Genomic DNA, 21,106 nt, shown 5'->3' with positions numbered 1-21,106 from the left:
CGCACGGACGACGTCCGTCGGGCGACTCGTGGACCCGGCCCGAGGGGAGAACCGCGGCGGTGCGCCTCTTCTTCCCGAGGGCCTGGGGCTCACGGTAGCCATCCCTGGGCGCGGATGCGTGACGTTCGTCCCGTTCGCCCCCCGGATGCCCGGCCCGCCCTGCACGGACGGGTGGTGGTCCGGGCGAGGCGTCCGGACGCGCCGGAGGCCGGCGGGACGTCGTCGACGGTCCCACCGGCCTCCGGGGCGTGCGGTGCGCGTGTCCTCAGTCCGGTCGGCCGATCGTGACCGGCACGGGGCGCGCGGCCTTGATCTCGACCGGCGGCAGGTGCTTCGCGGGCAGCGTGCGCGGGCGCCACGGCTCACGCGTCTGCTCGAACTCGCTGATCTCGTCCGCGTGCTGCAGCGTCAGGCCGATGTCGTCGAGACCCTCGAGCAGCCGCCAGCGCGTGTAGTCGTCGACCTGGAACGGCACCACGACGTCGTCGCACGTGACGGTCCGAGACTCGAGGTCCACGGTCACCTCGGTGCCCGGGCGGGTCTCGAGGATCTTCCAGATGAGCTCGATGTCCTCCTGCGCGACCTGCGCGGCGAGGAGGCCCTGCTTGCCCGAGTTGCCGCGGAAGATGTCCGCGAACCGCGCCGAGATCACGACGCGGAACCCGTAGTCCTTGAGCGCCCACACGGCGTGCTCGCGGGACGAACCGGTGCCGAAGTCCGGACCGGCCACGAGGACCGAGCCGTTCCTGTACGCGTCCTGGTTGAGCAGGAACTCCGGGTCGCCGCGCCACGCCGCGAACAGCGCGTCCTCGAACCCGGTGCGCGTGACGCGCTTGAGGTAGACGGCCGGGATGATCTGGTCGGTGTCGACGTTGCTGCGGCGCAGCGGGACCCCGATGCCGGTGTGCTGGGTGAACTTCTCCATGACGGTGCTTCCTTCTGCGATCGCGGGTCGGGTCAGACCGACTGGAGGTCCGTGAGCGGGCTGCCGTCGAACGCCCTCGGGTCCTCGCCGAGGTCCGAGATCGACGAGAGCGTGCCGCGGATGGCGGTCGCGGCGGCGACGAGCGGCGACACGAGGTGCGTGCGCCCGCCCTTGCCCTGACGACCCTCGAAGTTGCGGTTCGACGTGGACGCCGAGCGCTCCCCCGGCGCGAGCTGGTCGGGGTTCATGCCGAGGCACATCGAGCAGCCGGCGTTGCGCCACTCGGCACCGAAGTCGAGGAAGATCTTGTCGAGCCCCTCGGCCTCGGCCTGGAGCCGGACGCGCGCCGACGCCGGGACCACCAGGACGCGCACGTCGTCGGCCTTGTGCTTGCCCTGGACGACCTTGGCGACCGAGCGCAGGTCCTCGATGCGGCCGTTGGTGCACGAGCCGATGAAGACCGTGTCGACCTTGATCTCGCGCAGCGGCTGACCCGGCGTGAGACCCATGTACTCGATCGCGCGCTCGGCGGCGACGCGCTCGTTCGCGTCGGCGATCTGCTCGGGCACCGGGACGGCCGCCGACAGCGGCAGACCCTGGCCCGGGTTCGTGCCCCACGTGACGAACGGCTCGAGGTCCGCCGCCTCGAGGACGACCTCCTCGTCGAACGTCGCGTCGTCGTCGGTGCGCAGCGTGCGCCAGTACTCGACGGCGGCGTCCCAGTCGGCCCCCTCGGGCGCGTGCGGGCGACCCTTCAGGTACTCGAACGTCGTCTCGTCGGGCGCGATCATGCCGGCGCGCGCGCCCGCCTCGATCGACATGTTGCAGATCGTCATGCGGGCTTCCATCGACAGCGAGCGGATCGCCTCGCCGCGGTACTCCAGCACGTAGCCCTGGCCGCCGCCGGTCCCGATCTTGGCGATGATCGCGAGGATGATGTCCTTGCTGGTCGCGCCCGGGGGCAGCTGACCGTTCACCGTGATCGCCATGGTCTTGAACGGCGCGAGCGGGAGCGTCTGGGTCGCGAGCACGTGCTCGACCTCGCTCGTGCCGATGCCGAACGCGAGCGCGCCGAACGCGCCGTGCGTCGACGTGTGCGAGTCGCCGCAGACGACGGTCAGGCCGGGCTGGGTGAGCCCGAGCTGCGGACCGACCTGGTGGACGATGCCCTGGTCGGCGTCGCCCAGCGAGTGGATGCGGACGCCGAACTCCGCGGCGTTGCGGCGCAGCGTCTCGATCTGGGTGCGGCTCGTCGTGTCGGCGATCGGCCGGTCGATGTCGAGCGTCGGGGTGTTGTGGTCCTCCGTCGCGAGCGTGAGGTCGGGGCGGCGGACCTGGCGTCCGGCCAGCCGCAGCCCCTCGAACGCCTGCGGGCTGGTGACCTCGTGCACCAGGTGCAGGTCGATGTAGAGCAGGTCGGGTGCGCCCTCGGTGCCACGTCGCACGACGTGCGCGTCCCAGACCTTCTCCGCCAACGTGCCGGCCATGTTCTCGGTCCTCTTCTTGTTCGTCCGGGTGGGGGGTGTTCCCGGTTCCTGTTGCCTGCCTGCTTGCGTCTCAGCCTCCGAGACGCCAATATCGACCTATGGACAACTCTAGCGGAGTCGGCGTCCTGGACAAGGCCGCGTCGGTTCTCAGCGCTCTCGAGGCGGGCCCGGCGACGCTCGCACAGCTCGTGACCGCCACCCATCTTGCCCGCCCCACCGCCCACCGACTGGCCGTCGCCCTCGAGCACCACCGGCTCGTCGCGCGCGACATGCAGGGCCGCTTCGTGCTCGGACCGCGCCTGTCCGAGCTCGCCACGGCCGCCGGCGAGGACCGCCTGCTCGCCGCCGCGAGCCCCGTGCTCGCCGCGCTGCGCGACCACACCGGCGAGTCCGCGCAGCTGTACCGCCGCCAGGGCGACATGCGCATCTGCGTCGCCGCGGCCGAGCGCCCGATCGGGCTGCGCGACTCGATCCCGGTCGGCGCGACGCTCACGATGCAGGCCGGCTCCGCCGCGCAGATCCTGCTCGCGTGGGAGGAGCCCGACCGGCTGCACCGCGGCCTGCAGGGCGCCAAGTTCACCGCGACGATCCTGTCCGGCGTCCGCCGCCGCGGCTGGGCGCAGTCCGTGTCCGAGCGCGAGGTCGGCGTCGCGTCCGTGTCCGCCCCCGTGCGCGGGCCGTCGGGCCGCGTCGTGGCCGCCGTGTCCGTCTCCGGGCCGCTCGAGCGCCTCTCGCGCCAGCCCGGGCGGCTGCACGCCGCCGCCGTCGTCTCCGCCGCGAACCGCCTGACCGAGGTCCTGCGCCGCACCGCCGAGTGACACCCGCTCCCCCGTCCACGGACCCCCTCGCGAGCCGGCCGCGAGGGGGTCCTCGCGTATGCGGCGAGCGCGGACCTCGCGGTCGTGGCGAGCGCGGTCCTCGCGGCCGTGGCGAGCGCGGTCCTCGCGGCCGTGGCGAGCGCGGTCCTCGCGTCGGCGGCGAGCGCGGTCCTCGCGTCGGCGGCGACGCCGGCGACGAGCGCGCGACGGGAAGGGCCCGGACGCCCGGCGTGGCCGGGTCGCGGGAACGCGGCCAAGGTCCCGGGAACGCGGCCAGGTCCCGGGAACGACGAAGGCCCGGTCACCGAGGTGACCGGGCCTTGACGTACCCCCGACCGGATTCGAACCGGCGCTACCGCCGTGAGAGGGCGGCGTGCTAGGCCGCTACACAACGGGGGCCTGTCAGCACACGAGGCCCGGAGGCCCCGCTTACCGAGTGAACACTTTACCCGATGTTCCGAGGGACTCGGACCATCCGATCAGCGGTGCTCGCGCTGGGGTACCAGGACTCGAACCTAGACTAACTGAACCAGAATCAGTCGTGCTGCCAATTACACCATACCCCATGGGGTATAACCCCCGGCGTTCGACCGGGCCACCCGAAGGCCGCCACGGCGTCGTCCGGACGTCGTACCGGCGGTGAACATTACCCGAGGCGTGGCGTGCCGGTCCAACCGGCCCCTGCCCGTGGCGTCGTTCGTGACGAACGCCACGCGTTCAGCGCGGGATCGCCCCCAGCTCGGACGCGTCGTACCAGAGCAGGTCGCGCTCCTCGAGCCTCTCGCGCGCCTCCCCGTCGCCGGCCAGAGCGGCGACCACGTCCGGCCGCGCCTCGGGCTCGTCGACGTGCGCGCAGGCCACGTCCGTGGCGGCGACGTCCACGACGAGTCGGACGGCGCTCGGTGGGGCGCCGTCGTCGGTCACCGCCGCGACCGACGCGTCCGGCACGTCGACCGACACGACGACACGCAGCCGCGGTGCGTCAGGCCGTGCCCGGAGCAGGTCGAGCGCGTCGTCGGCCGCCGTGAGCTGGGCGACGAACTCGACGGTCTCGTCGTCCTCGTCGGGCAGCGCGGACCGCAGCGCGGGTGTCACCGCGTGCGCCGTCCTCGCCGTCAGCGGGCCGGGGATCTCGTCGAGGGTCGCGGGGACGTAGACACGCACCGGGCCAGTCTGCCCGAGCCCGTCAGGCCGTGTCCGGCGACGCCCCGCCCGGCGGCCGCCGGGGTGGTCGGACGGACGAGGCCCTCGTCGACGGCGACGCCCCGGTCGGACCAGCAGTCCGCGGCACGGTCGAGCCCGACGACGCCCGGGCCGGCGGACCGTGCCGGGCAGTCCGGGTCAGTGCGCGACCACCTCCCGGACGCCGACGGGCGCGCGGACGGTCGCGTGCACCCGCGCGGCGACGCCGGCGAGGGCCCGACGGGCCGGGGAGCCGGGCACGGCCTCGCGCAGCGTCCGCGCCTCGAGGAGCGCGGCGTCGAGCGCCGGGCGGTCGTCCGGGACCAGGTGCGCGTCCGTCACGCCGGCGTAGCGCGCGAGAGCCCCGGCGACGGCCTCTCCCGGTCGCGGGCCGGCGACCGACGCCCGCACCCGGTTGACGACGACCACGCGCGTCGAGCCGAGGCCGAGGTCGGTGAGCTCGCCGAGCCCGCGCACCAGGCGCTGGATGCCCACGGGGTCGGCTGCGCCCACGACCACGACGACGTCGGCGGCCTCGAGGGCGCTGATCGTGGCGCCGTTGCGCTGCGGGGCGCGCGTGTCGAAGGTCAGCACCTCGTCCGACTCGAGGCAGAACCCGCAGTCCACGACCGTCCACCGCGCCAGTCCGCGCGCGACGGACCAGACCACGTCCAGCGACGACGCGGGGAGCTCGGGCCAACGGTCCGCGCGCGAGACGCCGGACAGCACCCGCAGGTCGGGCGCGAGCACGGGCGCAAGGCGGGCGAGCTGGTGCAGGTCGAGCGTCCCCTGGGCGGCCGCGCGCGCCGCCGCCGCGAGGCCCGGCGCCTCGTCGAGCAGCCCGACGACCTGCGCGACGCTGCCCCCGTAGGTGTCCGCGTCGACCAGCAGGGTCGTGCCGCTCGACGCGGCCAGCTCGGCCGCGAGGTTGACCGCGACGGTCGTGCGTCCCGGAGCACCGGTCGGCCCCCACACGGCCACGACCGCTCCGTCGACGTCCCGCGGCGCGACCGACGCGGGCCCGGGCCCGCCGTCGTCGGGCACCGCCGCGGGGCGCGAGCCGGGCGCGTGCGGGCTGTCGAGCGCCGCGAGGGCGCCCTGCACGAGGTCGCCGGCGCCCGCCTCGTCGTGCGGTGCATCTGCGAGGACGTCGACCCCGTACGCGCGCAGGCGGTCGGCGAGCCACGGGCGGCTCGGGTCACCGACGCCCACGACCGTCACGCCCGAACGGTGCAGGACGTCGACCGACTCGCGGTCGAGCAGGTCGAGGTCGACCGACACGACCGCGATCCGCCCCAGGCCCGCCTCCGCGGCCGCGAGGAGCTCGGTGAGGTCGGCGCAGCGACGCGTGACGCTGAGGCGCCCGTTCGTCCCCTCGACGGCCTGGACGATGATCGACTCGGCGGTCCCCCGGACCGCGCACAGCACGCCGACCGACACGTCAGCCTCCCGAGCCCGGCACGGGCACGACGTCGACCGAGCCCGGACCGGCGAGCGCGCCCAGGACGTCAGCGAGGGCGTCGGACGGCACGAGCACCTGCACGGTGCTCGCCCCGCCCACGCTGAAGGCGCCGTCGGGCGTGTCGACCTCCGCGACCGTGAGCCCGACCGCGAGCGGACGCGGTGCAGCCGGCGTCGCGCCGGCGCTCGCGTCGCCCGCACCGCGCGCGGTGCCGTCCGGCACCCACCAGAGGTCGACGAGCGCGCCCACGACGAGCGCCCGCGACGGCGCGTGCTCGAGCGGGACGGCGACCGGGCGGACGTCGCCCTCCGCCGCGTCGCCGAGCGCCGCGCGCGGGACGAGCTCGCCGGCCCCGACGACGCGCAGCACGGTCGCCTCGTCCGGCAGCGGCTCGTCCGCGCGCAGGTAGCTGCCCAGGTCGACCGACCCGAGCTGCACGTCGCGGACCACGAGCGTGCCGGGGTCGACGACGTCACCGGGCACGAGCGCGGTGCGCGCGACGTACACGGGCACGGTCGCCTGCGCGGACCGCACCGCCCACGAGCCGAGCGCCACGGAGCCGGCGACCATCGCGACCCCCGCGAGCAGCCGCGGATCACGCCATCCCGGCCGACGCAGGCGCGGCGCCACCGGCGCAGGCAGGTCCAGCACGCTCGTCTCCATGGCACTCCCCGTCGTCGTCGGTACGGCAGGCGCCCATCCTGCCGAGCCGGCCGGGGACGCGGAGGCATGGTTGTGGACAAACCGGTCAGCGCGCCACCGCGTGCCAGACTGCGAGCATGGCCTCGAGGTTCCTCACGCTCGCCGACGTCACGGAGATCCTCAACATCTCCGCCCCGCAGGCCTACGCGCTCGTGCGGTCCGGCGAGCTGCCCGCGATCCAGATCGGTGGACGTGGCGTGTGGCGGGTCGAGGCGACCGAGCTCGAGAGCTACATCCAGCGCATGTACGAGCAGACGCGTGCCCGCAACGCCGCGGAGGCGACGGCCGAGACGGCCGGCTGACCGCGCGGCGCACCGCCGGCGCTGCGGAACGGGGCGCGCGCGGTCCTGATGCTGCGTCCCCGGCGTCGCGGTCGTGTTGCTCAGCCTGAGCGGACGACCTCGAGGGTCGCGAACGTGACCGCCCACGTGCGGGCCCTGCCCGTCGGCCGGTCGCTCTCCGTGAGGTCAAGGTGGTCGGCCCCGACGCGGTCGACCCGACCGACGAGCTCGACGTCGCGCGACCGGACCCGGACGACGGCGCGGTCGCGGGCGAGCGCCCGGAGCGCATGACCGAGGCCGAGCCGCCGTTCCACCGTCGCGGCGGCCGGCGCGGCGTGCACGGTGAGACCCGCCACCGCGACGACCGCGGCCGTCGGCACGAGCGCCCGCTGCACGGGACCGAGCGCCAGCAGCACCCACTCGGGTGTGACGTCGACGAGCGCGCCCTCCACGGGCTCACCGTGCGCGGTCCGGACGGTCACGGACGAGTCGCGCGCCGCGCGGAGGCGGTCCACGAACCCGACGGTGGCGCGCTCGGCGCGCGTGAGCTCCGCGACGTCGAGGCGGACGGCGGCGCTCCGCACCGCGGCGAGCTGCGCCTCCATGTCGTCGAAGAGGGCCTCCCAGCGCACGGCGCCCACGGTACGGCCGAGCCTCACGACCACAGCGCCGGACGCTCGGATCGCGGACACGCCTGGACGAACCCGGCACATTCGGATAGATCTACGTGCACTCGTCGTCATCAAACGACATCAAACGACATCAAAGGAGCTCGACGTGGTCGAACGTGCACGCAGGGCCCAGAGCGGGGCGACGCCGGCCCGCCCCGGGCGCCCCGGCGCCCGCGGCGCCGCCGTCCTCGGCCTCGCCGTCGCGGCGGGCGCCGCCGCCCTCACCGCGGTGCTGCTCGGCGTGCGCACCGCCGAGCTCGCCGGCACGGGGGCATGGCGCGTCGAGTCCGCCGTCGAGCTCGGCGTCACCGCGGTCGGCGCGCTGGTCGCCGCGTGGCTCGCCGCCTCCGCCGGTGTCGCTCTCGTCTGCTCCGTGGCCCGGGCCGTCGGCGCCTCGTGGCGGACCGGCGAGCACCTCGTGCAGCGCTGCGCGCCCGTCGTCGTGCGTCGCGTCCTCGTGCTCGCGATCGGCGCCGGGGTCGGGCTCGCCGGTGCGACCGGTGCGAGCGCAGCGACTCCCGTCGCGCCGGACGCACCCCCGGCGGTGAGCAGCATGTCGTCCGACCTCGGCTGGGCGCCCACGTCGCCCGGCGACGCTTGGTCCGGGCCCCACAGCGCGACGCACGGTGGTACCGCGACAGCGGCGCCGTCGGCGGGCGCCCCGGACACGCCCCACGAGCGGGCCGTCGACGCGGACGCCGCCGGACGCACGGCCTCCACGTCGCAGGGCTCCAGCGCCGCCTCGGCGGCCCACGACGCGCCGTCACCCGGCGAGCCGTCGCCCGGCGAGTCGTCGCCCGGCGAGTCGTCGCCCGACGCACCATCGCCCGACGCACCGGCCTCGACCTCTGGCGCCGCCACCGCCCCGGCACCCTCGTCGGCGGCGACAGCCCTCGCGAACGCGTCGCGCGACCCGCACGTCTCGACGGGATCCGCACGGCCCACCGGACCGACCGCTCCGTCCGCTGGTCCCGCCGCGGCCGACGCACCGACCGGCGGCTCGCGCACCGCGTCGTGGTCGTCGGCACCCGCGGGCGGCCTGGAGAGCGGCAGCGGTGCGACGCCGCGCTCCTCCGCGACGCCGGCAGGCACGACCGTCGACGCCGGCTCCGTCGTCGTGCAGCCGGGCGACACGCTCTGGAGCATCGCGGCACGCCACCTGCCCGCCGGTGCCGACGACGCTGCCGTCGCCGCGGCCTGGCCCCGCTGGTACGCGGCCAACGTCGACGTCGTCGGCGCAGACCCGGACCTCCTGCTGCCCGGTCAGGTGCTGGCCGTCCCGACGACCGACGGGACGGTGGCCCCGTGAGCGCCGTGACGATCGAGGCGACCGCCGTCGAGCGCGTCTTCGTCCGGGCCGACGCCGACGGCGACCCGCCGTCCGCCGCACGTCCCGCACCGCGTCTGTGCGCCGCCCCCGCGTCGCCCGCCCGCGCCAGGACCACGCCGGACGCCGGGCACCGTGACACCACGAGCGCCAACCACGGGCTCGCCCGCCCCGGGTCCACGCCGGACCCCGCGCACCATGACACCGCGAACGCCAACCACAGGCTCGGCCGCGCCGGCAGCCCGACGGACCTCGACCACCGCGACACCGCGAGCGCCGCCAGCGCGCTCGGCCGCCCCAGCAGCCCGACGGACCCCGCCCACCGCGACACCGCGCGCACCGTCCGGGCGGCAGGTCCGCGGGCACGGCTCGTGCGCACCGTCGAGCCCGCCGCGCCGGTGCGGGCGGCAGGTCCCCGGCACGTCGTCCCGCCTACCGTCGCGCACCGGCTGGACGTGCTCCGCGTGCAGGACCGCTCGCCGGTGCTCGACGCCGCGGACGAGGACCGCGGTGCCGTCCCCGCGCACGACCCCGGGGTGCTCGCGGGCCGGATCGCGCTCGCGACCGTCGAGGTGCTCGGAGGTCGCCGGCCGATCGGTCAGCTCGCGCGGTGGCTCACGCCGGGCGTGCTCGACGCGCTGCAGGTGCGCGCGGCGCTCACGCTGCGCGTGCGCGGGACGTCGGGTCGGGCGCCGCAGGTGCGCCGCGTGCGCACGTCCGCGGTCGACGAGCACACGCTCGAGGCCGGGGTCGTCGTCGAGGACGGTGCGATCGTGCGGGCCGTCGCGCTGCGGCTCGAGACCCACCGGGGCGCGTGGCGCGCGACGGTGCTCGAGGTGGGCTGACGGGACGGCTGGCCCGACGGGCGCCGGTGGACTGACGCGACGGCACGCACGCTGCACGCCAGCGCCTCGCGCCGGTGGCACGGCGACCCGGTGCGCCACGTGCACGACAGGACCGGCCGTCCCTCAGGGGCGGCCGGTCCGGTCGTGCGTCGTCAGTTCTTGCGCTGCTGGCGCTGCGCCTTGCGGCGCGCCTCGCGGTTGCTTCCGGCGGCGGGTGCGTCACCGGACTGGCCCGCGGCGGGCGTGCCGCCGTCGCGCTTCGTCACGGTGCCGGCGTCGCCGTCGACGGACGGGGCCGAGTACTGCAGCGGGACGCGACGCTCGGGCCCGTCGAGGCCCTTCGCGACGAGGCGCCCGGCCGTCGGACCGTCGGCGACGGTCCGCGGGCCGGCAGCCGGGGTCGGTGCGGGCCCGGCGGCGGCAGCGGTCTGCGCGGCGGAGTCGGCCGTGACGACGGGGGCTTCCTCGGTCGGCGCGACCTGCACCTCGAGGTTGAAGAGGTACCCGACCGTCTCCTCCTTGATGGCGTCGGTCATCGCGTTGAAGAGCTGGTAGCCCTCGCGCTGGTACTCGACGAGCGGGTCGCGCTGCGCCATCGCGCGCAGGCCGATGCCCTCCTTGAGGTAGTCCATCTCGTAGAGGTGCTCGCGCCACTTGCGGTCGAGGACGGAGAGCGTGACGCGCCGCTCGAGCTGGCGCATGTTGTCCGAGCCGATCGTCGCCTCGCGGTCGGCGTAGGCGTGGTCGGCGTCGGAGAGGATCTCGCGCTCGACGAGGTCGCGCGTCAGACGCTGGGCGCCGCCGGCCTCCTCGACGACCTCCTCGGGCGTGATGGTCACGGGGTACACGGCCTTGAGGGCGGTCCACAGCGCCTCGAGGTCCCAGTCCTCCGGACGGCCCTCGGCCGTCGCGCCGCCGATGTAGGCGGACAGGACGTCGTTGCGGAAGTGCTTGACCTGCTCGTGCAGGTCCTCGCCCTCGAGCACCCGGCGCCGCTGGTCGTAGATGACCTCGCGCTGGCGGGACATGACGTCGTCGTACTTGAGGACGTTCTTGCGGATCTCGAAGTTGCGCGACTCGACCTGGGCCTGCGCGGACTGGATGCCGCGCGTGACCATCTTCGACTCGAGCGGCATGTCCTCGGGGAAGCCGGCGCGCGTCATCATCGACTCGGCGAGGCCGGAGTTGAAGAGGCGCATGAGGTCGTCCTGCATCGACAGGTAGAACCGGGACTCCCCCGGGTCGCCCTGACGGCCGGAACGACCGCGCAGCTGGTTGTCGATGCGGCGCGACTCGTGGCGCTCGGTGCCGAGGACGTAGAGGCCCCCGAGCTCGACGACCTCGTCGTGCTCCGCGGCGACCGCGCTCTTGGCCTTCTCGAGAGCACCCGGCCAGGCGGCCTCGTACTCCTCCGCGTTCTCGGCGGGGTCGAGCCCGCGCGCCGCGAGGTCGGCGACGGCCATGAACTCGGCGTTGCCGCCGAGCATGATGTCGGTGCCTCGCCCGGCCATGTTGGTCGCGACGGTCACGGCGCCCTTGCGGCCGGCCTGGGCGACGATCGCCGCCTCGCGCGCGTGCTGCTTGGCGTTGAGGACCTCGTGCGGGACGCCCTGCTTGCGCAGCTTCGAGGAGAGCAGCTCGCTCTTCTCGACGCTCGTGGTGCCGACGAGGACCGGCTGCCCCTTCGCGTGCCGCTCGACGATGTCCTCGACGACCGCGTCGAACTTGCCGTCCTCGCTCTTGTAGACGAAGTCCTTCTGGTCGATGCGCTGCATCGGACGGTTCGTCGGGATCGGCACGACGCCGAGCTTGTAGGTGCCCTGGAACTCGGCGGCCTCGGTCTCGGCCGTACCGGTCATGCCCGACAGCTTCGAGTAGAGGCGGAAGTAGTTCTGCAGCGTGATCGTGGCGAGCGTCTGGTTCTCCGCCTTGATCGTCACGCCCTCCTTGGCCTCGATGGCCTGGTGCATGCCCTCGTTGTAGCGGCGGCCGGGCAGGATGCGGCCGGTGTGCTCGTCGACGATGAGGACCTCGCCGTTCATCACGACGTAGTCCTTGTCGCGCTTGAACAGCTCCTTCGCCTTGATGGCGTTGTTGAGGAAGCCGATGAGCGGCGTGTTGAGCGACTCGTAGAGGTTGTCGATGCCGAGGTAGTCCTCGACGCGCGCGATGCCCGGCTCGAGGACGCCGACGGTGCGCTTCTTCTCGTCGACCTCGTAGTCGCGCTCCGGCTGCAGGCGACGCACGACCTTGGCGAACTCGCCGTACCAGCGGTTGGTGTCGCCCGACGCGGGGCCGGAGATGATGAGCGGCGTGCGGGCCTCGTCGATGAGGATCGAGTCGACCTCGTCGACGATCGCGAAGTTGTGGCCGCGCTGGACGAGCTCGTCGACGCTCCACGCCATGTTGTCGCGCAGGTAGTCGAAGCCGAACTCGTTGTTGGTGCCGTACGTGATGTCGGCGGCGTACTGCTCGCGACGCTCGGCCGGCTGCTGCTGCGACAGGATGACGCCGGTCGTCAGGCCGAGGAACCGGTAGACGCGTCCCATGAGCTCGGACTGGTACTCGGCGAGGTAGTCGTTGACCGTGACGACGTGCACGCCCTTGCCGGACAGCGCGTTGAGGTAGGCCGGCGCGGTCGCGACGAGCGTCTTGCCCTCACCGGTCTTCATCTCGGCGATGTTGCCGAGGTGCAGTGCGGCGCCGCCCATGAGCTGGACGTCGAAGTGCCGCTGCCCGAGCGTGCGGCGCGCGGCCTCGCGCACCGCGGCGAACGCCTCGGCGAGCAGGTCGTCGAGGGTCTCGCCGTCGGCGAGGCGGGCGCGGAAGCGGTCGGTCTCCTCGCGGAGCTCCGCGTCGGACAGCGAGGTGAAGCTGTCCTCCAGCGCGTTGACCTGCTGGGCGATGCCGGACAGCTTCTTGAGGACGCGGCCCTCACCGAGCCGGAGGACCTTGTCGACGATCGTGGGCACGCGCACTACTCCCGACGTGTTCTCGCCCCTGGCACGCGCGGCGTCGGAGCGGCTGGCTGACCGGCCGCGTGGCCGGGCCCGACCATGCTAGTCGGCCCGGTCGAGGTCCGGGGCCGAAGGACGACGACCGCGCTCGCCAGGAGCACGGCACCGACGGCACCGCCGAGCCCGAGCCGCTCGTCGAGGAGCAGGACCGCACCGACCGTGGCGGTCAGCGGCTCGAGCAGCGCGAGGAGGCTCGCGGTGGTGGCCGGCACGGTGCGCAGCCCGGTGAAATACGCGCCGTACGCGGTCGCGGTGGGCACGATGGCGAGGAACGCGAGCAGCCACCAGCCGGTCGCCGAGTCGGGCGCACCGACGGGGTCGCCGAGAACGGGCGCGACCGCCGCGAGCAGGATTCCGCCGAGCGTGAACGCGAGCGCGGTGGTCGGGAGCGGTCCGGCCTGCGGGACGACGCGGCGGCCGAGCCCCGTCATCGCGGCGAACGACGCGGCGGACACCAGCGCGAGCAGCACGCCCGCGAGCGGTGCGCGTCCGGTGCCGCCGCTCGTGCCGACGAGGGCGAGCAGCCCGGTGAGCGCGAGGACCGTCGCGAGCACCGTGGTCCGGGATGGCGGGCGACGCGTCGCGACCGCGGTGCCCACCGCGACGAGCACCGGCGCCCCGCCCAGGGCCACGAGCGTCGACGTCGCGACCCCCGCGCGCTCGACCGCCGCGAAGTAGGCCGCCTGGTACGTCGCGGCGAGCACCGCGGTGGCCGCGACGTGCCCGACGAGCGCGCGGCTGACCCGCACGCCGCGGAACGCGCCCAGCAACGCGGCCCCGACGAGCAGCACGAGCCCTCCGCCGAGCAGCCGGTACGCCGCGACGGCGACCGACGGAAGATGGCCGCTCTCCCCCGCGGCCGCCCCGGCGAGACCGCCCGTCCCCCACAGCAGCCCCGCGAGCGCGACGAGCGCGAAGTCGGCCCGGCGCATCACGCGGCGTCGGCCGTGGCGTGCCGCAGCGGCGCCGCGAGGTCGCCCCGGAGGGTGCCGTCGGCTGCGCCGACGACGACGTCGTCGAGGCCGAGCCAGGTCGCGACGAGGCGCAGCTCGGCCGCGAGCGCGTCGACCGTGCCGGCCGGCAGCCGCTCGGTGCCCGGGCTGGCGTGCGCGGCGACGACCCGCAGCGCACGTGCGGCGCGGTCCGCCTTGAGGTCCACGAGCGCGGGCAGCTGCTCGCCCATCAGGAACGGGAGCACGTAGTAGCCCCACACGCGCTTGGGCTCGGGCACGTAGATCTCGATGCGGTACCGCAGCCCGTACAGCTCCTCGAGGCGACGACGCTCGAAGACGAGCGGGTCGAACGGGCTGAGCAGCGCCGCGCCACGGGCCGAGCGCGGGAGGGTCGCGTCACGGTGGCGGAAGACGGGGCGCGCCTCCCACCCGGCGACGCGCACGGGCACGAGGACCCCGTCCTCGACGAGCTCGGCGGCGGCGGTCGCCGCGAGGCGCTGCGAGATGCGGAAGTAGTCGGCCAGGCAGCCGAGCGTGCCGATGCCGTGCGCGCGCGCGGAGATCTCGACGAGCGCGCGCACCGCGGCCGCGTCGTCCGGCTCGGGCTGTGCGAGGACGTCGGGCGGCAGGACGCGGTCCGCGAGGTCGTAGCGGCGCTCGAACGCCGCGTTGCGCCCCGCCGACGTGACCTCGCCGGTGAAGAACAGGAACTCGAGCACGCGCTTCGCGACCGACCAGTTCCAGCCCCACTCGTCCCGCGACGTCGGGTGGTCGGCCTCGAAGTGCACCTGGACCTCGCTCGCGGTGAGCGGGCCGGACGACGCGAGCAGCGTGCGGATCTCCGTGAGGGCCGGCGCGTGCTGCAGCGGCACCTGCGCGATCGACCCCCACGCCTCGGTCGCGTACGTGCGCTGGCGCCAGCCGAGCAGCCGGAACGTCTCCGGCGGGACGTACGACGCCTGGTGGGCCCACGCCTCGACGAGCCGGCGCGGCGCGCGACCCGATGCGCGGTCCAGCAGCGCCGGGTCGTACGGGCCGACGCGCGAGAACGTCGGCATGAGGTGGGCCCGGGCCAGCACGTTCACCGAGTCGATCTGCAGGAGGCCGAGACGGTCGACGACCTGCTGGAGGTGCCGCATCGTCGCGGGACCGGTCCGCTCCGGGCGCGGGACGTCGAGCCCCTGGGCGCGCAGCGCGACACGGCGCGCCTGCGAGAGCGACAGCGACTCGGTGGGGGCGGGGAGGCCGGCGGGAGGCACCGTCCCATCATGGCGGTGACCACCCACGCGGCCCGTGACCCGCCCGGCACGCGACGACGCCCGGCCCTCACGGGGAGAGCCGGGCGTCGTGGGACGCGGGGTCAGCCGCCGACGACGGCGGACGCGGGGGCGTCGGTGCGCACGGCGGTGTCGAGCTTGATGACGCCGTAGCTCCAGCCGCGGCGACGGTAGGCGACGGCCGGCTGCGCGGTCTCGGCGTCGATGAAGAGGTAGAAGTCGTGACCGACGAGCTCCATCTCGTAGAGCGCGTCGTCGACCGTCATGGGCAGCGCCTCGTGGACCTTCTCGCGGATGACGACCGGCGAGTCGCCGAGCGTCGTCTCCACGGCGCCGTCGACGGGGGCGGGTGCCTCGGCGGGCTCGGGGACCTGCTCGAGGGGACGCACGTCGACGGGGGTCAGCGGAGTGTGGTTGCGGTGGTCCTTGCGACGGTCGCGTGTGCGGCGCAGGCGTTCGAGGAGCTTCCCGAGCGCCAGGTCCAGTGCCGCGTACCGGTCGTCTGCGCACGCCTCGGCACGGATGACGGGACCCTTGTCGACGACGGTGAGCTCGACGCGCTCACAGCTGCCCGACTGACGAGGGTTGGCCTCGTGCGACACGAGGACGTCGATCCGCTGTGCGCGGGGGGCCAGCTGCTCGACCTTCGCGAGCTTCTGCTCGAGGTGTGCCCGGTACTTCGGGAGCACCTCGGTGTGCCGGCCTGCAACCACGATCTCCATGTGAGCCTCCTGGGAGGTCTGGGGCGGCTCGCGCCACCCGGCGACATGCTTCTGGTCTGCCCCGGGGGACAGTCGGGCGGCGTCACCTCCTCCCGCGCTGCGGGTCGACCTCGACTGCTTCGAGGTCGGGGGCTCCGCTGCGCCGTCGGCTCAGGCACCCACGCTAACCCCGGTCCCGGGGGTGGGACCAATCGCCGCCCGACCGGCGGACGACGAACCGGACGAGCCGCGCGAACCGGTCACCCGCGGGCACCTCTCGCGCCCGGTGCCGGGGTGGACGCCACGGTCAGGCACGCGACGACGAACCCGCCCGCCGCCCGCACGGCCGCCGCCGAGGCCGCGACGCTCGCCCCCGTGGTGAGCACGTCGTCGACCAGCAGCACGTCGCGTCCGCCCAGCACGCGGCCGCCGCCGCGCGCGACGCGCACCTGGCCCACGAGGTTGCGCGCCCGGGCCCGCGCCCCGAGCCCTGCCTGGTCCTGCCCGCCCCGGCGGCGCAGCACGGGAGCGCGGCAGGCGACGACGCCCGCCTCTCCCAGACCCCTGACCGCGGCGCGCGCGAGGTCGTCCACGAGCCATCCGCCGCGTCGCCGGCACGCCCCTGCGGTGGAGGGCACCGCGGCGACCACGAGCGGTCCGGGGCGCGACCGAGGGACGTGGGGTGCGACGGACCGCGCGGCCCGGGCGACGTCCGCGGCGAGCGGGCGCGTGAGGTCGAGGCGCCCGCCGTCCTTCCACGCCACGACCGCGTGCCGCACCGGTCCGACGTTGTCCGCGAGCGTCCAGACGGGTAGCAGCGGGCGGCCGTCGAGCGGGTCCAGACGTCCGGCGCGCTGCTCGCACCGCCAGGGCGGACCCGCGAGCGCGGTCCGGCACGCGGCACACCAGGCGACGTCGACCGCACCGCACCCGGCGCAGGCGACGGGGAGCACCAGCGCCGCGAGCTCCTGCGAGACCCGGGCCGCGTGGCGACGGAGCGTGCGACCCGTCGGCCCCGGTGCGCCGCACGGGCCCGGTCGCCGCGGGGCAGTCGCGACGGGACGGGTCGGCGGCCGGAGGGCGGCGGACGGGAGGGGCGGCGGACGCGTCGAGCGCACCGGTGTCGCGGGCACGGGGACAGCACACCGGACGCGGACGGACCGGCGGGCGCCCCGTCTGCGCGCGGTGGAGGACGTCCGTCGGCTCGGGGGCTGTGGACGGCTCGGCACGGGCGTCAGCCCGGGAGGGACGGGTCGCGCACGCCCGCGACGTCGGGGACGCGCACCCAGGTCGTGCCGACGAGCCGCAGCAGCGTGCCGTCCGCCGTCGCCGCGTACGGCGTCCGACCTCCCGCGAGCGACACCAGCCCGGACGCGCGCGGCAGCGTCGTCGTCTCCCCCGCGAGCGGCACGACGTGCACGACGCTCTCGCCGCCCTCGGTCGCGAGGACCCCGAGCGTCGCCTCGTCGAACCACACGACCGACGACGCCGCGGTCAGCGGCGTGCCGACGCGCACGACCTCGCCGATCGCCTGCGGGACGCCGTGCCGGTCGCGGGTGACGGCGCCCAGGTGCACCGCGACGCCGTCGTCGCCCGTCGACACGAGCGCGACGCGCACCCCGTCGCGCGACACCCGCACCGAGCGCACGGTCCGCCCCTCGAGCGCGGGAGCCGCGACCTGCACGGCCTGCGCCGGGGCCTCGCCCGTCGCCCGGGACGCGAGCACCGCGACGATCCCGGCGCCGACGTCGGTCGTCCACGCGTAGCCGTGACGGTCCACCGACGGCGCCGACAGCGCGCTCCCGGTGTAGAGCGTCGTCCCTGGGTCGTCCTCGGTCGGTACGGTCACGAGCGAGCGCCCGTCGGACAGCACGACGCGGACGGTGCCGCCCTCGTCGCGCGCGGGGGCGCTCGGGTCCGGCACCGTGAGCGGTCCGAGGCCGTCGACCGGTGCGGGACCGTCGGTCCCCACCTGCACGAGGGCACCGTCGAGCAGCACCTCGGGTGCGACCGCGGGCCCCTCGCCCGAGCGCAGCGACGCCGCACCGTCGAGGCTCACGCCCCCCGCGGTCACGTCGACGGACGACACACCGGGCAGCGCGAGGAGCGACTGCTCGATCTGCGCGAGCAGCAGCGGCCGGTCGGCGTCGAGCAGCTCGGCCGTCCGCGTCGTGAACAGCCCCACGTGCGCGACACCCTCCGCGTCGACGCTCACCGCCTCGGGCTTGAGCTGGACGCCGTCGGGCAGCGCGGTGTGCACCGCGTCGCGCAGCCACGGCGACGGACCGGCGAGCAGCGCGCTCACGACCGACGTCTCGCGGCTCTTGACCGGCAGCCAGCGCTGCTCGGGGACGAGGAACGTCTCGTCGGGCGAGAGGAAGTAGATCGACGTCTGGCGGAAGAACACCTCGAAGTCGTCCGTCGGCACGACGAGCCCGTCGGGCGCCTCCGAGATGCGCCACTGACCCTCGTCGTCCTGCACGAGCCCGAAGGTCACCGACGACTCCGCGCCCGCGGGCGCCTCGGCGTACCGGCCCTCCCGGTCGACGCGTGCGACGACCGGCACGTCGACCTGCACCTGGCCGTCGCCCAGGTCGCCGAACTCGAGCGCACCGGACACGACGACGCCCGCGAGCGGCTGCCACTCCGCGCGCGCCTCGCCCGCGAGGTACTGGCGCGCGACGACGAAGTCGTCCCGGAACCCCGCCGAGCCCGCGACCAGGAAGCTCTCGACGATCTCGAGCGGCGCGGCGTCGGGTCGCGGCCCCTCCGCGAGGACGTCGATGTTCGACGGCTCGTCGACGCGCCCGTCCCCACCCTGCTGCACGGGTCCGGACGTCGGGATCGCGGTGCACGCCCCGAGGACCAGCGTCACGGCAGCCGCGGCCGCGGCGGCCACGCGACGACGCAGGGCGCCCCTCATCGCGCGGCCCCCTCGCGGTCGGGGTCGGCGGGTGCGACGTGCACGGACACCGCGCGGATGCCCGTCGGCGACGTCGCGGTGCCGACCGGCCCGTCGAGGTCCGGCAGCGCCGCCGGGTCGGTGCGCGGGCGCGAGGCGGCGTCGAGCACCGGGTCCGGCGCGACGGAGTCGTCCGGCACGAGCGGCAGCGGGGACGACGCGAGCCGGATCCCGGCGCGCCGCGGCAGCGTGAGCCGGAACGACGCGCCGCGCGCGGGCCGTCCCCAGGCCTCGAGCCAGCCGCCGTGCAGGTGCGCGTCCTCGAGCGAGATCGCCAGTCCCAGGCCCGTCCCGCCCGTCGTGCGGGCGCGTGCCGGGTCGGCGCGCCAGAACCGGTCGAAGACGTGCTCGGCCTCGTCGGCCGTCATGCCGACGCCGTGGTCGCGGACGGTCACGGCGACCGCGTGCGCGTCGCCCGCGACCGTGACCTCGACCTGGGTGCCCTCGGCGTGCTCGATCGCGTTGACCAGGAGGTTGCGCAGGATCCGCTCGACGCGGCGGGGGTCGATGTCGGCGACGCACCGGTCCTCCGGGACGACGACGCGCAGCCACGAGCCGCGCCGCTCGGCGAGCGGGCCGGCCAGGTCGACCGCACGCACTACGACGTCGCGCACGTCGCGGCCCTCGACGTCGAGCACGGCGGCGCCCGCGTCGAACCGGCTGATCTCGAGCAGGTCGGCCAGCAGGTCCTCGAACCGGTCGAGCTGCGTCTGGAGGAGCTCGGCCGAGCGCTTCGTCGCGGGGTCGAAGTCGTCACGCGCCGCGTGCAGCACCTCGCCCGCCATGCGGATCGTCGTGAGCGGCGTGCGGAGCTCGTGCGACACGTCGGACACGAACCGCCGCTGCACGGCGGACAGCTCCTCCATGCGGTGGATCTGGTCCTGGAGGCTCTCGGCCATCTCGTTGAACGAGTGCGCGAGCGTCGCCATCTCGTCCTCGCCGCGTTCCGGCAGGCGCTCGGACAGGTGCCCGTCGGCGAGTCGCTCCGCGACGAGCGCGGCCCGGCGCACGGGGTGCACGGTCTGCCGCGTGACGAGCCACGTCATCGAGCCGAGCAGCAGCACGAGCACCACGCCCGCGAGCGCGAGCGTGCGCTGCAGGAAGTCGAGCCGGTCCTGCTCCGCCTGGAGGCTGTAGAGGAAGAACAGCTGGTAGCGGCCCACGACGGGGACCTGGACCTCCTGGCCGACGACGATCGCGGGCTCGACGCGTCCGTCGTCCGTCTCGACGCCGACCGACTGCCAGTGCTGCCCACCCTCCGCGACGGCGAGCTGCAGGTCGTCGCTCACGACGTCGATCAGGGACCCGTCGGAGGCGGCCGCACCGCCGGTCACGGGCGACGTCTGCCCCGGCGCGCGCAGGAGGAAGACCTCGCGCTCGCCGGACGTGCCGGTCCGCTGCGACTGCGCGACGTCGCGCAGCAGCCGCCGCACGTCCGGGCCGAGCGTCGCGTTGGACGAGGCGAACGTGTCCTGCGCCTGCTGGGTGCTCCGGGCGCTCTCGTCGAGCACCTGGTCGCGGCGCGCGTCGAACAGGCCGTCGCGCATGCGCTCGCCGACGTAGAGGCCCACGCACGCGAGCGCGACGAGACCGATGACGAGCGTGGAGGCGATGACGCGGAACTGCAGGGACCCGCGCCACGCCCGGGGCCAGGCGCGCACCCGTCGCAGCGTCCGGGCCCTCGTCAGGCGCCAGACGCTGTTCACGCGCGGCACGGCGCAGCCCCGCCCGACGTCACGTGGGCGTCACGCCCGCCTTGTACCCGACCCCGCGGACGGTCACGACGATCTCCGGCTGCTCCGGGTCGTTCTCGATCTTCGAGCGCAGCCGCTGGACGTGCACGTTCACGAGGCGCGTGTCCGCCGCGTGCCGGTAGCCCCACACCTTCTCGAGCAGGACCTCGCGCGTGAACACCTGCCACGGCTTGCGCGCGAGCGCGACGAGCAGGTCGAACTCGAGCGGCGTCAGCGAGATCGGGCGGCCCGCGCGCGCGACGCGGTGACCGGGCACGTCGATCGTGACGTCGCCGATCGACAGGTGCTCGGGGGCCGGCTCGTCGCTGCGCCGCAGACGCGCGCGCACGCGCGCCACGAGCTCCTTGGGCTTGAACGGCTTCGAGATGTAGTCGTCGGCGCCGGACTCGAGGCCCAGAACGACGTCGACCGTGTCGCTCTTCGCCGTGAGCATCACGATCGGCACGCCCGACTCGGCGCGGATCTGGCGGCACACCTCGTTGCCGTCGCGTCCGGGCAGCATGAGGTCGAGCAGCACGAGATCGGGCTGGGTCGCCCGGAACGTCCCGAGCGCCTCGTCCCCGTCCTCGCAGAAGACGGGCTCGAAACCCTCGGAGCGCAGCACGATGCCGATCATCTCGGCGAGCGCGGTGTCGTCGTCGACCACCAGCACACGTCCCTTCATGCGCCACATTGTGGCACCGCCACCTGTCGATCCAGGACGGGTCCCCCCGGACGGCCCACAGATCACCCGCACCTCCAC

General features: G+C 75.0%; 18 protein-coding genes and 2 tRNA genes. 4 read left to right on the top strand and 16 right to left on the bottom strand.

Annotation, left to right across the window (positions count from 1 at the left end; translation table 11 throughout):
* Positions 1-265: 265 nt before the first annotated feature.
* Together leuD and leuC are read right to left on the bottom strand one after the other, a co-directional pair.
* Positions 266-925 (bottom strand): 3-isopropylmalate dehydratase small subunit, encoded by a 660-nt coding sequence (gene leuD / locus KOV94_RS14355; protein ID WP_124342438.1) that lies wholly within the window; start codon positions 923-925, stop codon positions 266-268.
* Positions 926-957: 32 nt separating this feature from the next.
* The gene (gene leuC, locus KOV94_RS14350) at positions 958-2,412 is read right to left on the bottom strand and encodes a 3-isopropylmalate dehydratase large subunit (RefSeq protein ID WP_124342437.1); all 1,455 of its coding nucleotides are present in this window, start codon (positions 2,410-2,412) and stop codon (positions 958-960) included.
* Positions 2,413-2,510: 98 nt separating this feature from the next.
* Here leuC and KOV94_RS14345 point away from each other — a divergent pair, with 98 nt between their 5' ends.
* Entirely contained in the window at positions 2,511-3,230 is a 720-nt protein-coding gene (locus KOV94_RS14345; RefSeq protein ID WP_124342436.1) for an IclR family transcriptional regulator, read from the top strand.
* A 326-nt stretch (positions 3,231-3,556) separates the two neighbouring features.
* Here the strand turns inward: KOV94_RS14345 and KOV94_RS14340 are convergent.
* The 5 genes from KOV94_RS14340 to KOV94_RS14320 form a co-directional block, all read right to left on the bottom strand.
* A tRNA-Glu gene (locus KOV94_RS14340) sits at positions 3,557-3,629 on the bottom strand.
* Between the two features lie 95 nt (positions 3,630-3,724).
* Positions 3,725-3,796: transfer RNA gene (locus KOV94_RS14335), tRNA-Gln, on the bottom strand.
* A 151-nt stretch (positions 3,797-3,947) separates the two neighbouring features.
* On the bottom strand, positions 3,948-4,394 hold the full coding sequence (locus tag KOV94_RS14330) for a DUF6912 family protein (protein WP_124342435.1): 447 nt from the start codon (positions 4,392-4,394) through the stop codon (positions 3,948-3,950).
* Positions 4,395-4,571: 177 nt separating this feature from the next.
* On the bottom strand, positions 4,572-5,852 hold the full coding sequence (locus KOV94_RS14325; protein WP_218052407.1) for a CpaE/TadZ family protein: 1,281 nt from the start codon (positions 5,850-5,852) through the stop codon (positions 4,572-4,574).
* Position 5,853: 1 nt separating this feature from the next.
* Positions 5,854-6,537, bottom strand: a complete 684-nt coding sequence (locus KOV94_RS14320) for a CpaB family protein (protein ID WP_218052406.1) — start codon at positions 6,535-6,537, stop codon at positions 5,854-5,856.
* A gap of 116 nt (positions 6,538-6,653) precedes the next feature.
* Here KOV94_RS14320 and KOV94_RS14315 point away from each other — a divergent pair, with 116 nt between their 5' ends.
* Positions 6,654-6,878 (top strand): helix-turn-helix domain-containing protein, encoded by a 225-nt coding sequence (locus KOV94_RS14315; RefSeq protein ID WP_124344703.1) that lies wholly within the window; start codon positions 6,654-6,656, stop codon positions 6,876-6,878.
* Between the two features lie 80 nt (positions 6,879-6,958).
* Here KOV94_RS14315 and KOV94_RS14310 read toward each other — a convergent pair whose 3' ends face one another.
* A complete protein-coding gene (locus KOV94_RS14310; protein WP_124344702.1) occupies positions 6,959-7,489 on the bottom strand; it encodes a hypothetical protein in 531 nt (176 codons plus the stop codon).
* A 145-nt stretch (positions 7,490-7,634) separates the two neighbouring features.
* Between KOV94_RS14310 and KOV94_RS21315 the strand changes: the two genes are divergently transcribed.
* Both KOV94_RS21315 and KOV94_RS14300 read left to right on the top strand, forming a co-directional pair.
* A complete protein-coding gene (locus KOV94_RS21315; RefSeq protein WP_218052405.1) occupies positions 7,635-8,837 on the top strand; it encodes a LysM peptidoglycan-binding domain-containing protein in 1,203 nt (400 codons plus the stop codon).
* Positions 8,834-9,700, top strand: a complete 867-nt coding sequence (locus KOV94_RS14300; RefSeq protein WP_218052404.1) for an Rv3235 family protein — start codon at positions 8,834-8,836, stop codon at positions 9,698-9,700. The genes KOV94_RS21315 and KOV94_RS14300 overlap by 4 nt, the downstream gene beginning before the upstream one ends.
* 152 nt (positions 9,701-9,852) lie before the next feature.
* Here KOV94_RS14300 and secA read toward each other — a convergent pair whose 3' ends face one another.
* From secA to mtrA, 8 genes are all read right to left on the bottom strand, one after another.
* Positions 9,853-12,672 carry a preprotein translocase subunit SecA gene (gene secA / locus KOV94_RS14295; RefSeq protein ID WP_124343286.1) on the bottom strand — a complete coding sequence of 940 codons (2,820 nt, stop codon included), beginning with the start codon at positions 12,670-12,672 and terminating at the stop codon, positions 9,853-9,855.
* A 5-nt stretch (positions 12,673-12,677) separates the two neighbouring features.
* Entirely contained in the window at positions 12,678-13,649 is a 972-nt protein-coding gene (locus KOV94_RS14290; RefSeq protein WP_225916729.1) for a DMT family transporter, read from the bottom strand.
* A complete protein-coding gene (locus tag KOV94_RS14285; protein WP_218052403.1) occupies positions 13,649-14,929 on the bottom strand; it encodes a winged helix-turn-helix domain-containing protein in 1,281 nt (426 codons plus the stop codon). The genes KOV94_RS14290 and KOV94_RS14285 overlap by 1 nt, the downstream gene beginning before the upstream one ends.
* 101 nt (positions 14,930-15,030) lie before the next feature.
* Positions 15,031-15,669, bottom strand: a complete 639-nt coding sequence (gene hpf / locus KOV94_RS14280; RefSeq protein ID WP_124343283.1) for a ribosome hibernation-promoting factor, HPF/YfiA family — start codon at positions 15,667-15,669, stop codon at positions 15,031-15,033.
* 239 nt (positions 15,670-15,908) lie between these two features.
* Entirely contained in the window at positions 15,909-16,601 is a 693-nt protein-coding gene (locus KOV94_RS14275) for a ComF family protein (protein ID WP_308160562.1), read from the bottom strand.
* 281 nt (positions 16,602-16,882) lie between these two features.
* The gene (locus tag KOV94_RS14270; protein ID WP_218052402.1) at positions 16,883-18,571 is read right to left on the bottom strand and encodes an LpqB family beta-propeller domain-containing protein; all 1,689 of its coding nucleotides are present in this window, start codon (positions 18,569-18,571) and stop codon (positions 16,883-16,885) included.
* Positions 18,568-20,271, bottom strand: coding sequence for an MtrAB system histidine kinase MtrB (gene mtrB / locus KOV94_RS14265; RefSeq protein ID WP_235843470.1), 1,704 nt, complete (start codon positions 20,269-20,271; stop codon positions 18,568-18,570). The genes KOV94_RS14270 and mtrB overlap by 4 nt, the downstream gene beginning before the upstream one ends.
* A gap of 73 nt (positions 20,272-20,344) precedes the next feature.
* The gene (mtrA, locus tag KOV94_RS14260; protein WP_124343279.1) at positions 20,345-21,028 is read right to left on the bottom strand and encodes an MtrAB system response regulator MtrA; all 684 of its coding nucleotides are present in this window, start codon (positions 21,026-21,028) and stop codon (positions 20,345-20,347) included.
* Between the last annotated feature and the right edge of the window lie 78 nt (positions 21,029-21,106).

Source organism: Cellulomonas algicola (genome assembly GCF_019024305.1).
GTDB lineage: Bacteria > Actinomycetota > Actinomycetes > Actinomycetales > Cellulomonadaceae > Cellulomonas > Cellulomonas algicola.
The sequence above is the reverse complement of the archived record's forward strand: the minus strand, read 5'-3'. Positions and strand labels throughout refer to the sequence as shown.